This window comes from Demequina zhanjiangensis (assembly GCF_030418315.1).
GTDB classification, from domain to species: domain Bacteria; phylum Actinomycetota; class Actinomycetes; order Actinomycetales; family Demequinaceae; genus Demequina; species Demequina zhanjiangensis.
The window spans coordinates 73,242-86,376 of record NZ_JAUHPV010000006.1; the positions used below are offsets into that span (position 1 = coordinate 73,242).

Below are 13,135 nucleotides of genomic sequence, written 5' to 3' on the forward strand. Positions count from 1 at the left end.
CGTGATCCAGGGGATGGACGGGTGGGCAGAGGCCGCATCCGGGCCCATGGCGGCTGAGGGGCCGGTCGTGCAGACCGGCCCCGAGGTCGCGCCAGGGCCCGCGGCGGGGGCTGCGGTGCTCGGGCTCGGCGGCTGCCTCGACTATGAAGTCTCCTGGGACGCGACCGCGCTCGAGGACCTCGCACGGGAGCACGCTGTGGCTCTCGAGGACCTCGACCGCGGCGACGTCATCCGCTCCACACGCGAGCTGATCTGCTCCATCCTCGCGTTCCTCCGGGATGGTGTCGGGGGAGAGCGGGCAGTCGCCTCTCTCGACACCATCGAGGAGGTCTCCTCGCGGTTCCCTCGCAGGGTGACGGTCGGCGGCACGAACGTCCGTGCCGCGATCGCGATGAGCCGCATCGGAATCCCGAGCACCCTCCACCTGGTGAGCATCGACGACACCTTCCGGCGCCTCCTCCCGCCGGATGTCCTCCACGTCTGCTCGGGTGAGGGCGACAGCCTCAACCCCCACCTGATCGTGCAGTTCCCTCAGGGCGCTCGCGTGCAGGTGGGGGACGAGGTGATCGTCGCGCCGCGCGCGAACCGGCTCATCTACGTGTGCGACGAGCCCAACGTGCAGATGGAGATCGACGACGGCCTGGGCGACATGCTCGCCGACGCGCACGTCTTCCTGATCTCCGGCTTCAACGCGATGGTCTCCGAGGAGGCGTTGCGGGACCGTCTCGCCTCCATGGCCGACGCGATCACGCGCCTTCCCGACGACGCGCTCGTGGTCTTCGAGGACGCCGGCTATCACGTGCCGGCCTTGAGCGAGGTGCTGATCGACGGCCTCGCCGACAGCATCGACCTGTACGGCATGAACGAGGACGAGCTGCAGAGCCGTGTGGGCCGCGAGCTCGATCTTGAGGACCCGGCGGCGGTCGCGGACGCGCTCGCCGAGGTCGCCGCGCAGATCGCGGGCCCCACGCTGATGGTGCACACCTCGCAGTGGGCGCTCGCCTACGGGCCCGACGCGGCCCGCTACGCCGAGGCGCTCGACGGGGGCATCGCGCTCGCGGGCACCCGCTACCTGGTGGGCGACGCGCTCGACGCCGACGCCTACGCCCGCACGCTTGCCCTGCCGCGTCAGGAGGCAGGGGTGCGCTTCTCCGAGGGCATCGGGGCGCTGCTCGGGGACCGCGTGGTCTCTCGGGCGACGCGCGTGCTCGACACCTCCACGCCGACGACGATCGGGCTGGGCGACACCTTCGTGGGCGGCGTGGTCGCCGCCCTCGTGGCGCCGGGCAGGGTCGCACCTCACGACGGCGCGCCCGCGGTGGCGCGGTGACCGTCGGCGCGGGCGTCGCGGCGGCGACGGCGTACGCGCTTCCCGCCAATCAGCCCCCGGAACGTTTCTATCGGGGCGGCGAGCAGATCGCGCGGCTTCGCGGCGTGGGCAGGGCGCAGCCCCGCACGCCCGAGGACTGGGTCGGATCGGCGACCACGCTGTTCGGCGAGGCGTCGCTCGGGCGGACAGTTCTCCCCGGAGGGACGACGCTGGCGGCCGCGATCGAGGCCGACCCGGTCGGCTGGTTGGGCGAGCAGCATGTGCAGGCCTTCGGCGCCGATCCCGCGCTGCTCGTGAAGCTTCTGGACGCCGGGCAGCGGCTGCCGGTGCACGCCCACCCTGACGTCCCGTTCGCCCGGCAGCACCTGGGTCTCGGGCATGGGAAGACGGAGGCGTGGCTGTTCCTCGAGCCGGCCGACGTCGCCCTCGGCTTCTCCCGCGACATCGCCGCCGACGAGCTCGCCCGGTGGGTCGAGCATCAGGACGTCGACGCCATGCTGGGGGCCATGCACACGCTCCGCGCGCGGGCGGGCGACGCGGTGCTCGTCCCCGCGGGCACCCCGCACGCCATCGGTGAGGGCGCGCTGCTCGTCGAGCTCCAGGAGCCGACCGATCTGTCGATCCTCATGGAGTGGCGCGACTTCGCGATCGACGGCGCCACCGACGGGCACTTGGGCCTCGGCTTCGACACGGCGCTCGCGGCCGTGGAGCGCCACGGCATGACGGCTTCCCAGGTCGAGGCGCTACGGTCGGCGACCGCTGCCACGACGGGGGAGCTGCTGCCCGCTGCGGCGTCGTTCTTCCGTGCCGAGCGGACGCGGGGGAGTGCGACGTGGGACGCGGGCTACTCCGTGGTCGTGTGCACCTCTGGTGAGGCGACGATGACCTCGGAGACGGGCCGATCCCTCCGGATCGCCCGCGGCAGCACCATCCTCACCGCGCACGCGTGCGGCGTCTGGGATGTGAAGGCGCAGCCGGGGTTCGAGGCGATCCGCTGCCGCCCGCCTGCCTCCTAGGCGCTGGGCTCCTCGGGCTCGACCGCGGCGGCGACCATGAGGTCGGCGATCTCGTGCACGCCCACGTAGACCCGGTCCGCGCCCATCTCGGTGAGGTAGTCGACGTCCACCTGGTGGTGCCCGCGCGCGACGATCGTCGTGCCGGGAGAGAGGCGCCTGATCTTCGCGACCACGGCGCCCGCCTGGATCGGGTCGGGGATGCCGATCAGCGCGGTGTGCGCCTTCTCCACGCCCGCGGCGCGCAGCACCTTGGAGCGCACCGCGTTGCCCAGGATCGCGTCGTGACCCTCGGAGCGGATCTCGTTCACGTGGTCCTCGTCATCGGAGATGACCACGCAGGCCATGTCGCGCGCCCACAGGCCCGCGGCCATGCGTCGGCCGACGCGTCCGTAGGTGACGACGATCGCATGACCCTCGCCCACGTAGGCGATGGGTCCCGTCTCTCCTGAGGTGGCGTCGTCCGTCACCTTGGCGACGTAGGAGCGGGAGGCCCACGCGAACAGCGCGGGATTGATGACGATCGACAGGATCGCGCCCGCGAGGACCAGGTCCTGCGCATCGTCGGGGAGGATGTCGTACTGCCCGCCGAGCGTGACCAGGATGAAGGAGAACTCACCGATCTGCGCGAGCGAGGCGGCGATCACGAGGCTCATGGACTTGGAGTACTTGAGCAGCCGGACGAGCGCGTAGGCGCCGATGCTCTTGCCCACGACGATGGCCAGCACGGTCGCGATCAGCGCGTACGGGCGCTCGACCACGATGGCGGGGTCCACGAGCATGCCGACGGAGACGAAGAACAGGACTGCGAAGGTGTCGCGCAGCGGTTGCGAGTCCTCGGCGGCGCGGTGCGCGAGGTCGGACTCCTTGAGGATCGTGCCGGCGAAGAACGCGCCGAGCGCGAAGGACACGTCGAACAGCGCGGCGGCTCCCACGGCGACGCCGAGGCTCAGCGCGAGCACTCCCAGCGTGAAGAGCTCGCGCGAACCGGTGTCCGCGGTGCGCGCGAGGATCCACGGGATCGCGCGTCGCCCGAACAGCACCATCACGGCGACGAACGCCGCGACCTTCACCGCCGCGAGGCCCACCTCGCCGGCGAGCTCGGCAGGGGACGCCGCACCCTGCCCGACCACGGGGATGATCACGAGGGCTGCGACCATCGCGAGGTCCTCGACGATCAGCCAGCCGATCGCGATGTGACCCGCGCGGGTGTCGAGCAGTCCCCGGTCCTCGAGCGCGCGCAGCATGACGACCGTCGACGCGACCGAGAGCGCAAGCCCGAACAGCAGGCTGGGCCCCCAGCCCCACCCGAGCCAATGCCCGAGCAGCGTGCCGAGGACGGTGGCGAGGGTCATCTGCACCACGGCACCGGGGATCGCGACCTTCTTGACGCTGAGCAGGTCCTTGAGCGAGAAGTGGAGGCCGACGCCGAACATCAGCAGGATCACGCCGATCTCGGACAGCTGCGTCGCGATCTCCGCGTCGCCCACGAAGCCTGGCGTGTACGGGCCGATCAGAAGGCCTGCTGCGAGGTACCCGACGATCGGTGACAGCTTCGCCTTCTGTGCGACGAACCCCAGCATGAAGGCGGCGACCAGCCCCGCGGCGATGGTCAGCAGGAGCGGGGCGTGATGCAGCATCCCGTGATTCTACCTGGGGGGATATGAACGCCTCATGAACAAGGTGGCATCCTTTCCGGTGGTCGCGCTCTCCGCCGTGAGCGGCTCAGGCGCCGCGCACGGGATCCTGCCGCCACAGAACCGTGCCGGCCTCATCGCGGACAGTGACGCGCGGGGTCTCGGACAGGTCCACCTCGACGTCAAGCGAGGCGCTCGCGTCCGCGGCTGTCGCGCGGTACGTGTAGCGGGTGTTCTCGAGCGCGGTCGCCGAGGTGGTGGCGGTGGTGAGCCAGGGGTGACGGCGGCGCAGGCCGATCAGGTCCTGGTGAGCGCGCAGCACGTCGGCGCTCCACGGCTCCGCCTCCCGAGGGGCGTCCGGCCAGCGGGGCCGAACCGCGTCGTCCCCGCCGAGCCTGTCCTCCTTGACGCCGGTGAGCCCGACCTCGTCCCCGTAGTAGAGCGACGGGATGCCGCCGACGGTCAGCAGGATCGCCAGCGCGGTGACGGCCCCGTCCGGGCCCAGCGTGGTGGTGATCCGCGTGACGTCGTGGTTGCCGACGAAGGTCTGCGGGGTGAAGGCCTCGAGGAAGGCGGTGTGGCGCTGGAGCGTCCAGTCGAGCTCGAACATGTTGCGGTCGTGGAGGCTGGACCAGATCGCCTTCCACAGCTCGTACTGGGTCACCGTGTCGACGGTGGAGCGCCCGACGAAGTCGGCATAGTCGCCGTGGATCACCTCGCCGAGGAACCAGGCATCGGGGTGCGTGCGCCTGACGGAGGCGAGCGTGCGCTCCCAGAAGTCGGCGGGGACCGAGTAGGCGGCGTCGAGCCGCCAGCCATCGATGCCGCGGTCCAGCCAGTGGGTCATGACCGACGTCGCCCACTCGGCGGCCTCGTCGGAGGAGTGGCGCAGGCGCGCGAGCGAATCGTGGCCTTCGAAGACGCGCGGCGCGGGCCCGGCGGGGGAGTCCCAGTCGATGTCGATGAGGGCGGCTGCGTCGCTGTCGGGGCCGTCGGCGAGCGCGCGCGCCACGGCAGGGTGCGAGGCTGCGACGTGGCTGAAGACGCCGTCGAGCACCACCCGGATCCCGCGCGCGCGGCACGCGGCCACGAGCTCGTCGAAGTCCTCGTCGTCGCCCAGTCGAGGGTCGATCGTGAAGGGGTCCAGGGTGTCGTAGCCATGCGTCTCCGACTCGAAGATCGGACCGAGCAGCAGGCCGTTCGCGCCGAGCTCGAGGGCGTGGTCGAGCTGCGCGGTGAGGTCCCGCAGGCGGTGCGCGGGTGCGCGGTCGTCCTCGCGGATGGGGGCTCCGCAGAAGCCGAGGGGGTAGACATGCCACCAGATCGAGTGCATGGGCCAGTCCACGGCCACCTCCTAGTGAATAGGGATCAGTAACTGCTAGTGACTGTAGTTCAGTAACGCTAGGATGGGCAACATGGCACGTAGCGACCGTAGACCTCGCACCCGGCTCGACCCCGACTCGCGCCGCGCCGCGCTCCTCGACGCCGCGGCTCAGGCCTTCGCCGCCCGCCCCTACGACCAGGTCACCCTCGCCTCCATCGCCCAGGCCGCCGGCGCGTCGACCCCGCTCCTCTACCGGTACTTCCCGAGCAAGGAGGAGCTCTATGCCGCCGTCGTGCGGCTCGCGCTCGAGGACCTCGCGCAGCGCCAGCGTGCGGCGCTCCAGGCGCTGCCGGACGGAGTCCCCGCGCGCGACCGGCTGCGCGCCACCACCCTCGTCTACCTCGACCACATCGCCGACCACCCCGACGCCTGGGCCATGCCCTTGCGCCAGCCGGGCCTCGAGCCGGCCGCGGCCGTCGCGCTCCGCATCGACGCCCGTACCGCCGACGTCGCCCATCTCTCCGACCTGCTCGCACCCAGCGCGCACGCCCGCCACGACTACGCGCTGTGGGGCTACTTCGGATTCCTGGACGCCGCCTGCCTGCGGTGGGTGGAGAAGGGGTACCCCGAGGACGAGCGGTGGTCGCTCCTCGACTCCGCGCTCGGCGCGCTCGAGGGCGCCCTGGGGGACTGGGCGGCCTGACGGCGTGACGGTCGGGCGGGTGCCCGCGTCAGTCGCCGAGCAGCTGACGCTGGTCGAGCGCGCGCGCCTCGAGGAACTCCGCAAGCGCGTCGGTGTCCGCCTCGGTCCAGCCCTCGGGCTGGGTGATGCCCACCCACGCCCTGAGGTTCTCGGTATGCGAGTACATGTGGCCGTATCCGTCGGGCACGCTTCCTGAGCCCGGCATGTCCAGCAGCACCTGCCACATCGTGACGAGCGGGAACCAGTCCATGCGCGGGGACACGTCGGGCGCGCGGGCATCCCCCTCGAGCCAGGCCGGCTGACTCCAGGCGAGCGTCGGCGAGAACATCCCCACCGGGTCCGACCCGTGCTGGAGGTAGACCACGCGGGTCTCGCCCCACTCGCCCGTCGGCAGGCTCAGCGCGTCGGGCTGGGACATGAAGCGCACGGTCCGCCCATCGCCCACGACGGGCTGCCAGACCGTCGAACCCTCGTTGCGTGCCGCCACCAGCTCGGAATGCAGCGGGTTGACGAACGTCGGTCCACTCATGAGGGCGCCCGCGACCTCCTCGTTGAGGATGTCCACGGACCCGAGCACCGCCTCCACGCCGTACGAGCCGAGCGACAGCCCGTAGAGGTAGATGTCCGGCCGGTCGTCCTCCGGCAGGGTCGCCCAGAAGTCGTAGACGGTCCTGAACACGGTCTGCGACGTATCGCGCGTGATCTCCTGGTCCGCGAGGATCGAGATCCAGCTGGGCAGGTACGAGTACTGGACGCCCGCGATCGCGACGTCGCCCTTGAACAGGTAGTCGAGCGTGTCCACCGCGCGCGGGTCCAGGTAGCCGGTGCCCGTGACGGTCCCCAGCACGATCGCCTTCCTGTCGAATGCGCCGGTGCGGATCAGCTCCTCCAGCAGCAGGTTCGCGCGGTCGTCGAGCGAGTCGGCGGACCTGAGGCCCACGTAGGCGCGGATCGGCTCCATGGAGCCCGACCCCCAGTAGTCGTCGAGGTCCGACGCGGTGGGTCCGCTCGAGATGAACGAGCGGCCCTGGCGTCCCAGGTCCTCCCACGCGACAGCCGAGCCGGGGCCGCCCGAGCGCAGCTCGGACGTCGTCTGCTCCACGCCCGGCTTGTCCTGGCTGTCCACGAGCGAGAAGCCTGCGTTCGACGCGGCGAAGAAACCCTGCACGAGCAGGCCCGAGATCGCCAGGTAGAGGACCGTTCCGGTGACCGCGGTGCCGAGCGTGATCGCGAGGCGATGAGGCAACCAGCGGTCCAGCAGATGGAACGCAGCCCTGAACAGCAGGCGGATCGCCCGGGCGATGATCAGCAGGACCGCCGCGGTCAGCAGCCCGATGCCGACCACGAGGGGCCAGGCCGTGGGGTTCAGATCCGACATGCCGTACAGGTCGCGGATCTCGTTCTGCCAGCCGACCCACTGCCAGATCGCCAGCCCGGTGAGAACCGCGACCACGAGCATGAGGACGCCTCCCACGACCAACGCGGCGCGCCGGCGCAGGTTGGGGATCTCCAGGTAGTTCCAGACCGCATGCGCGGAGGCTCCCAGGGCGTAGCCGATGAGGAACGAGATCGCGGAGGCGACGCCCTGCACCGCAGGCAGACGCGGCAGGAGGGAGGGCAGGAGCGAGATGCTGATGAAGAAGGCGCCCACCACCAGGCCCACGCCGGAGAAGCTCGGCTCGAGAATCCGGGGAGGGCGGGTGCGCAGCACGCGCCGGTGCTGCGGCGCGTCGGTCGCCGCGGGAGGCGGGTCCACGGTGGTCGTCACGGGTCTCACCCCCTTCGGGCTCGACTCTATCCCGGGCGCCTTCGCTTTCGAGACGACCGCGTGGTCGGCCCAGGGTTCAGCCGGAGCGTGTCAGACGAGGGCGTGTCAGAAGGGGAGGGCGTCCCGGCTGAGCGGGCACGTCATGCAGTGGCCGCCGCCACGCCCGCGACCCAGCTCGGCGCCGACGATCTCAAGCACCTCGATGCCTGCCGCGCGCAGCAGGTCGTTCGTGTGGGTGTTGCGGTCGTATGCCACCACCACGCCCGGCTCGAGCGCGATGAGGTTGTTGCCGGAGTCCCACTGCTGACGCTCAGCCGCGTAGCGGTCGCCGCCCGTCTCGATCAGGTTGAGCCCGCCGAGTCCGAGCGCCTGCGCGACCACCTCCACGAAAGGCTTGTCCTCGCGCACCACGTCGAGCGCCATCGGCGGGTCGGCGGGGTAGAGGGAGAACGTCTCGATGTCGTCCACCACGTCGGGGAAGAGCGTCGCGACGTCCCGATCGGCGAACGTGAAGATGGTGTCCAGATGCATCGCCGACCTCATACGAGGCATCTTCGCGACGATCACCCGGTCCGCCGCGTCGGCCGCGAAGAGCTCGTAGGCGACCTGGGTGATCGCCTGACGGCTGGACCGTTCGGACATGCCGACCAGGACGACGCCGTTGCCGATCGGCATCACGTCGCCGCCTTCGAGCGAGGCGAGGCCGTGGTCGATCTCCGGGTCGCCCCACCACACGTTCACCTGGCCGGCGAAGCGCGGGTGCCGCTCGTACACCGCCTTCATGATGAGCGTCTCCGCATGGCGCGCCGGGTAGTAGAGCGGGTTGAGGGTGACGCCCTCATAGATCCAGCTGGTCGTGTCCCGCGTGTAGAGCGTGTTCGGCAGGGGCGGCACCAGGTAGTCGCGCATGCCCGACTCCTCGCGCACCAGCTGCACGGCCGGGGGAGTGAGGTCGCGCGGCAGGTCAGCGACGGCGAGGCCGCCGATGAGGTGCTGGGCGAGCGTCAGCGGGTCGAGCTCGTCCAGGAACGCCCGCACATCGGACTCGATGCCGACGCCCAGGTCGTCCCGAGTGAGCTTGCGATCCAGGAGCCATGCGCGCGCCGACGGATCGGCCATGGTCTCGCCGAGCAGGGTCACGAGATCGAGCACCTCGATATCCCGCGAGCGCATCAGCTCGACGAACTCGGCATGGTCGCGGATCGCGTTGTCCACCCACATCACGTCGTCGAACAGCAGGTCGGCCGAGTTGGTGGGTGTCAGGCGATGGTGGGCGAGACCGGGCGCGCAGGTCAGCACGCTGTTGAGGATGCCCACCTCGGAGTGCACTCCGAGGGGCGTCACCAGGTCGTTCTGTGTCAAGGCAGTGTCGGACACGGGGCCTCCCTCTGAGCCTGACGCTAGCACCGGGGCCTAGGCTGAGGCCTGTCGAGGGAACGCATGGCGCCTTCCCTGGAGCGCAAGGGGGAAGGCGAGGAGGCCATGGCGGAGAACCGACATGTGACATTGGCGGCGGTGGCGAAGGCGGCCGGCGTCGCCAAGTCGACGGCGTCGCACGTGTTCACTGGTAAGAGGGTGGTCGCGCCCGAGACCGCGGAGCGGGTGCGGCATGCGGCCGCAGCGATGGGCTACACCGGCCCGTCTCCGCTGGGGCGCGCGCTCGCGTCGGGCCGCACTCACCTGATCGCGGTGGTCACGCACGCGCTGCTCGAGGACCCGGACACGGACCCGCTGTCGCTCGCGATCCTGGACGGTCTGCAGCGCGAGTTCGCTGAGGCCGGCTACGGCACCGTGCTCATCCCGCCGATCACCGACGAGTCGTCCCGCGTGCTCGCGCACACGGTGCTGTACGACGGCGTGGTCTCGGTGCGGCGCATGGTCGGCTTCGAGGAGACCGACCCCTACCTCGCGTCGCGCAAGGTTCCGTGGATCGCTCTCGACGGGTACATGAACGAGGAGACCGCCGTCTACATGGACGACGCGAAGGCGACCGAGGAGCTCGCGCGCCGGGTGATCGCTGCCGGTCATGAGCGGATCGGAATCGCCGCCTACACGTTCGCGGTGGAGGAGCGGCCGGACGGGCTGACCACCTTCGAGGAGCTGTACGCGAGCGCGCCCAACAATGTGAAGCGGCGCCTTGACGGCTTCGTGAGGGCGGGCGTGGAGCCCGTGGGGGTGTTCCGCTGCGGTTCGGTGAACCGTGCGAGCGGTGCGGCGGCCGCGGAGGCGCTGCTGGGCCTGGAGGAGCCGCCCACGTGCATCCTCACGGTCGCGGATGTGCATGCGGCCGGCGTCATCGACCATGCGCGACGGCGCGGCCTGCGTGTGCCGGAGGACCTCTCGGTCACGGGCTTCGACGCGGTCTCGATCGCAGGTCTTGACGGTGACGAGATCTGCTCGGTCACGCAGGACGGCGTCCAGAAGGGACGGATCGTGGCGCGGCGCCTGCTCGCGATGCTGGCGGCGGAGGCGGTGCGCAGGGAGGGTGGCACTCCCAGTCCGCTGGGCGAGCCCGAGGAGCTCGAGCTGCCGCTCAGGTGGGGGACCACCGTCGCGACGCGGGAGTAGTCGCGACCCTCGCGGGCATGTGAGAGGCCTGGTGCGCGTGCGTTTGAAAGGTGAATTGCCGTACACGCGACGACGGGCCGGCCCCTGTGGAGCCGACCCGTCGCGTGAGTGGTGCTGAAGTCTGAGGGATCAGCGGCCGAACATGCGGCCGAAGATGCCGTTCGCCGAGGCGCCATTGCCGGCGGCCGCGGAGTCGCACGAGCAACGCTGCGCGGTGGGGACGCCTGCGAGCGCCTGCTCGATGTGGTTGCCGCAGCCGGTCCAGGTGGTCTTGCCGCAGCGCGGGCAGGTGGCGGGAGAGCACATGTGTGCGTTCCTTTCGTCGGTGGTCTTGACGTGTCGAATATACCCTAGGGGGTATACGTTCGCAACTGTGGACAGATTCCTTCCGAGCGTACGTCGCGCCCGTGTGCGCATGTGAGCTGTGTGACATGTCCGACGACTGCTCATCTCCCATGACCGGACGAAATCCTCCGAAACCCTGGAATCGCCGCGCCCCACCGGCTAGCCTGCACTAGGTGCCTCCTGCAGGAGCGCGCCATCCGGGGGGAGGCCGACGGCAGCGTCGGCCCCAGATGAGGGCTGGGGAGTGACGGCGATGACGGAGACGCTTGTGCGCGCACGCGCCGCACGTGCCTTCGCCACCATGCTCGTCACAGGTGCGATCGCGATCGCGCCGGTCGCGGCGCTCGCCCACGAACCCTCCAAGGACGTCGTCGGTCCCAGCCCCGCCAGCGCCGCGACCCTCGGGGGCGCGGTCGAGGATGAGCGCGACGCCGATACCAGCACCGCGGTCGAGGAGACAGATCCCTTCGCGGCCGACGGCTACCTCGACGAGCTCCTGATCGGGTCCGCGGCCGCCGTCGCGGTGCTGCTGCTTGGAGCCTTCCTCATGCGGCGGGCCTGAGAGGCAGAAGGTCCACGCCCGGCACTCGGTGGCCGCGAACCATTGCGCATCGGCCCCGCCTCTGCGCACCATGTCCGCATGGCCCCGAATCGTCGACGCATGTCCAGGACCCGTCCCGAGGTTGCAGCGCTGCGAGATCGCCCGTCGACCGACGTGCTCGTCATCGGTGGCGGCATCAACGGGACGGCGATCGCGCGCGACCTCGCGCTGAACGGCGTCGACGTGACGCTCGTGGACCGGGGAGACATCGCGTCGGCCACGTCGGCCGCGAGCTCCCGCATGGTCCACGGCGGGCTGCGGTACCTGGAGAACGGCGAGTTCCGACTCGTCCGCGAGGGAGTGGAGGAGCGCAACCGCCTGCTCGCGAACGCCCCTCACCATGTGCGGCCGCTTCCCACGACCATCCCGCTGCGCACGGTCTTCACGGGCATCGCTCAGGCGCCGCTTCGCTTCCTCACCGGCCGGGAGGTGGGGCCGCCCAAGGCGCGCGGGGCACTGCTGGTGAAGGCGGGTCTGTGGCTCTACGACGCGTACTCGCACGCAGGGCGCGGGGCGGACGGCACGTCGGTGCCCAGGCATCGCTTCGTCGGGCCGCGCCGCACGTTCCAGGAGCTGCCCGACCTGCATCCTGAGACGATCGCGACCGCCACCTACTTCGACGCGATGGTGTCGCGCCCCGAGCGGTACGCGCTCGAGCTTGCGGACGACGCTGTCGAGACCGGGCGCGCGAGGGTCGCCACCTACGTCTCAGCGGTCGGTCATGAGGACGGCCAGGTCGTGCTGCGTGACGAGATCTCGGGTGCGGAGCTCCGCACGGGGGCCAAGGTCGTCGTCAACGCGTGCGGCCCGTGGACCGACCTCGCGAACGGCGTGCTGGGCGGAGAGACCGCGTACATGGGCGGCACCAAGGGCTCCCACATCGTGGTCGACAGCCCCGACCTCCTGCACGCGTGCCGCGGCAGGGAGATCTTCTTCGAGAACTCCGACGGCCGCATCGTCCTCGTCTACCCCATGCACGGCAAGGTGATCCTCGGCACCACCGACATCCCCGCCGACCCGCGCGAGCCCGCGCGCTGCACCGAGGAGGAGGTCGACTACTTCCTCGAGCTCGCCGCGCGCGTCTTCCCCGACGTCCCCGTCACCAAGGACCAGATCGTCTTCCGGTACGCCGGCATCCGGCCCCTTCCCGCGGCCGACGCGACCGAGCCCGGTCGTATCAGCCGCGACTACCGCCTCGAGGAGCGGGCGCTTCCCGGTGCGGAGGACGTGCCCGTGCTGTCCGTGGTGGGCGGCAAGTGGACCACGCACCGCGCGCTCGGCGAGCGGGTCGCCGACGACGTGCTCGACAGGCTCGGCATGGAGCGCACCGCCACGACCGTCGACCTCAAGGTGGGCGGCGCTCGCGGGCTCCCGCAGCTCGACGACCAGGCTGACTGGATCGCCACGTACCTCGCAGGGGTGAGCCCTGGACGAGGTGAGGCGCTGCTTGCGCGCTACGGCACGCGGGCCGCGGGCACAGTGGTTGCGGAGACGTGCGACATCACGCAGTTCGCCCGTCTGACGACGCTGCCCGACTACTCCATCGGTGAGATCTCATGGCTCGCTACCCGGGAGCATGTGGTCAGGCTCGAGGACCTGGTGCTGCGGCGCACCACTCTCGCCTTCGAGGGCAGGCTCAGCATCGCCGTCCTGCGCGAGCTCGCCGACGTGGTCGGGGACGCGCTCGGGTGGAGCGCCAGGCGGCGACGCGAGGAGGTCGACTCGACGGTCGCCCTCATGGCCGACGCGCACGGCGTGGACCTGAGCCGCAAGGTCGACACCTCCCGGGGGCGGTGAGCCGGTGGGCGCGCGCGCATCGTCCCTGGTCGCTAGTCTGAATCCACGG

11 protein-coding genes are annotated in these 13,135 nt (G+C 70.8%); 6 read left to right on the top strand and 5 right to left on the bottom strand.

Going from position 1 to position 13,135, the window contains the following annotated elements; translation table 11 throughout:
• The first annotated feature begins 1 nt into the window (after position 1).
• Together QQX04_RS10530 and QQX04_RS10535 are read left to right on the top strand one after the other, a co-directional pair.
• Positions 2 to 1,330 (top strand): ADP-dependent glucokinase/phosphofructokinase, encoded by a 1,329-nt coding sequence (locus QQX04_RS10530; protein WP_301128963.1) that lies wholly within the window; start codon positions 2 to 4, stop codon positions 1,328 to 1,330.
• Entirely contained in the window at positions 1,327 to 2,346 is a 1,020-nt protein-coding gene (locus QQX04_RS10535) for a class I mannose-6-phosphate isomerase (RefSeq protein WP_301128965.1), read from the top strand. The genes QQX04_RS10530 and QQX04_RS10535 overlap by 4 nt, the downstream gene beginning before the upstream one ends.
• Here QQX04_RS10535 and QQX04_RS10540 read toward each other — a convergent pair.
• Both QQX04_RS10540 and QQX04_RS10545 read right to left on the bottom strand, forming a co-directional pair.
• The gene (locus tag QQX04_RS10540; RefSeq protein ID WP_301128967.1) at positions 2,343 to 3,983 is read right to left on the bottom strand and encodes a cation:proton antiporter domain-containing protein; all 1,641 of its coding nucleotides are present in this window, start codon (positions 3,981 to 3,983) and stop codon (positions 2,343 to 2,345) included. The genes QQX04_RS10535 and QQX04_RS10540 overlap by 4 nt on opposite strands.
• A gap of 85 nt (positions 3,984 to 4,068) precedes the next feature.
• On the bottom strand, positions 4,069 to 5,325 hold the full coding sequence (locus QQX04_RS10545) for an alpha-amylase family protein (protein ID WP_301128969.1): 1,257 nt from the start codon (positions 5,323 to 5,325) through the stop codon (positions 4,069 to 4,071).
• Positions 5,326 to 5,395: 70 nt separating this feature from the next.
• On the opposite strand from QQX04_RS10545, the gene QQX04_RS10550 reads away from it, so the two are divergent.
• Positions 5,396 to 6,007 (top strand): TetR/AcrR family transcriptional regulator, encoded by a 612-nt coding sequence (locus tag QQX04_RS10550; RefSeq protein ID WP_301128970.1) that lies wholly within the window; start codon positions 5,396 to 5,398, stop codon positions 6,005 to 6,007.
• Between the two features lie 28 nt (positions 6,008 to 6,035).
• Here the strand turns inward: QQX04_RS10550 and QQX04_RS10555 are convergent, their stop codons facing one another.
• Entirely contained in the window at positions 6,036 to 7,775 is a 1,740-nt protein-coding gene (locus tag QQX04_RS10555) for an alpha/beta hydrolase (protein ID WP_301128972.1), read from the bottom strand.
• A gap of 105 nt (positions 7,776 to 7,880) precedes the next feature.
• Positions 7,881 to 9,152 (bottom strand): arginine deiminase, encoded by a 1,272-nt coding sequence (locus tag QQX04_RS10560; RefSeq protein WP_301128974.1) that lies wholly within the window; start codon positions 9,150 to 9,152, stop codon positions 7,881 to 7,883.
• A 63-nt stretch (positions 9,153 to 9,215) separates the two neighbouring features.
• On the opposite strand from QQX04_RS10560, the gene QQX04_RS10565 reads away from it, so the two are divergent.
• Positions 9,216 to 10,343 (top strand): LacI family DNA-binding transcriptional regulator, encoded by a 1,128-nt coding sequence (locus QQX04_RS10565; protein ID WP_301128976.1) that lies wholly within the window; start codon positions 9,216 to 9,218, stop codon positions 10,341 to 10,343.
• Between the two features lie 129 nt (positions 10,344 to 10,472).
• On the opposite strand, the gene QQX04_RS10570 is transcribed toward QQX04_RS10565, so the two are convergent.
• Positions 10,473 to 10,649 carry a DUF8730 family Cys-rich protein gene (locus tag QQX04_RS10570; protein WP_301128978.1) on the bottom strand — a complete coding sequence of 59 codons (177 nt, stop codon included), beginning with the start codon at positions 10,647 to 10,649 and terminating at the stop codon, positions 10,473 to 10,475.
• A 292-nt stretch (positions 10,650 to 10,941) separates the two neighbouring features.
• Here QQX04_RS10570 and QQX04_RS10575 point away from each other — a divergent pair, with 292 nt between their 5' ends.
• The gene (locus QQX04_RS10575; protein WP_301128979.1) at positions 10,942 to 11,250 is read left to right on the top strand and encodes a hypothetical protein; all 309 of its coding nucleotides are present in this window, start codon (positions 10,942 to 10,944) and stop codon (positions 11,248 to 11,250) included.
• Positions 11,251 to 11,349: 99 nt separating this feature from the next.
• Positions 11,350 to 13,086, top strand: coding sequence for a glycerol-3-phosphate dehydrogenase/oxidase (locus QQX04_RS10580; RefSeq protein WP_301128981.1), 1,737 nt, complete (start codon positions 11,350 to 11,352; stop codon positions 13,084 to 13,086).
• Positions 13,087 to 13,135 lie beyond the last annotated feature (49 nt).

Excerpts from the sequence above, each read along its gene's own strand:
- QQX04_RS10570 (WP_301128978.1), bottom strand. The coding sequence starts at position 10,649 with ATGTGCTCTCCCGCCACCTGCCCGCGCTGCGGCAAGACCACCTGGACC.
- QQX04_RS10550 (WP_301128970.1), top strand. The coding sequence starts at position 5,396 with ATGGCACGTAGCGACCGTAGACCTCGCACCCGGCTCGACCCCGACTCG.
- QQX04_RS10565 (WP_301128976.1), top strand. The coding sequence starts at position 9,216 with ATGGCGCCTTCCCTGGAGCGCAAGGGGGAAGGCGAGGAGGCCATGGCG.
- QQX04_RS10575 (WP_301128979.1), top strand. The coding sequence starts at position 10,942 with ATGACGGAGACGCTTGTGCGCGCACGCGCCGCACGTGCCTTCGCCACC.
- QQX04_RS10540 (WP_301128967.1), bottom strand. The coding sequence starts at position 3,983 with ATGCTGCATCACGCCCCGCTCCTGCTGACCATCGCCGCGGGGCTGGTC.
- QQX04_RS10580 (WP_301128981.1), top strand. The coding sequence starts at position 11,350 with ATGTCCAGGACCCGTCCCGAGGTTGCAGCGCTGCGAGATCGCCCGTCG.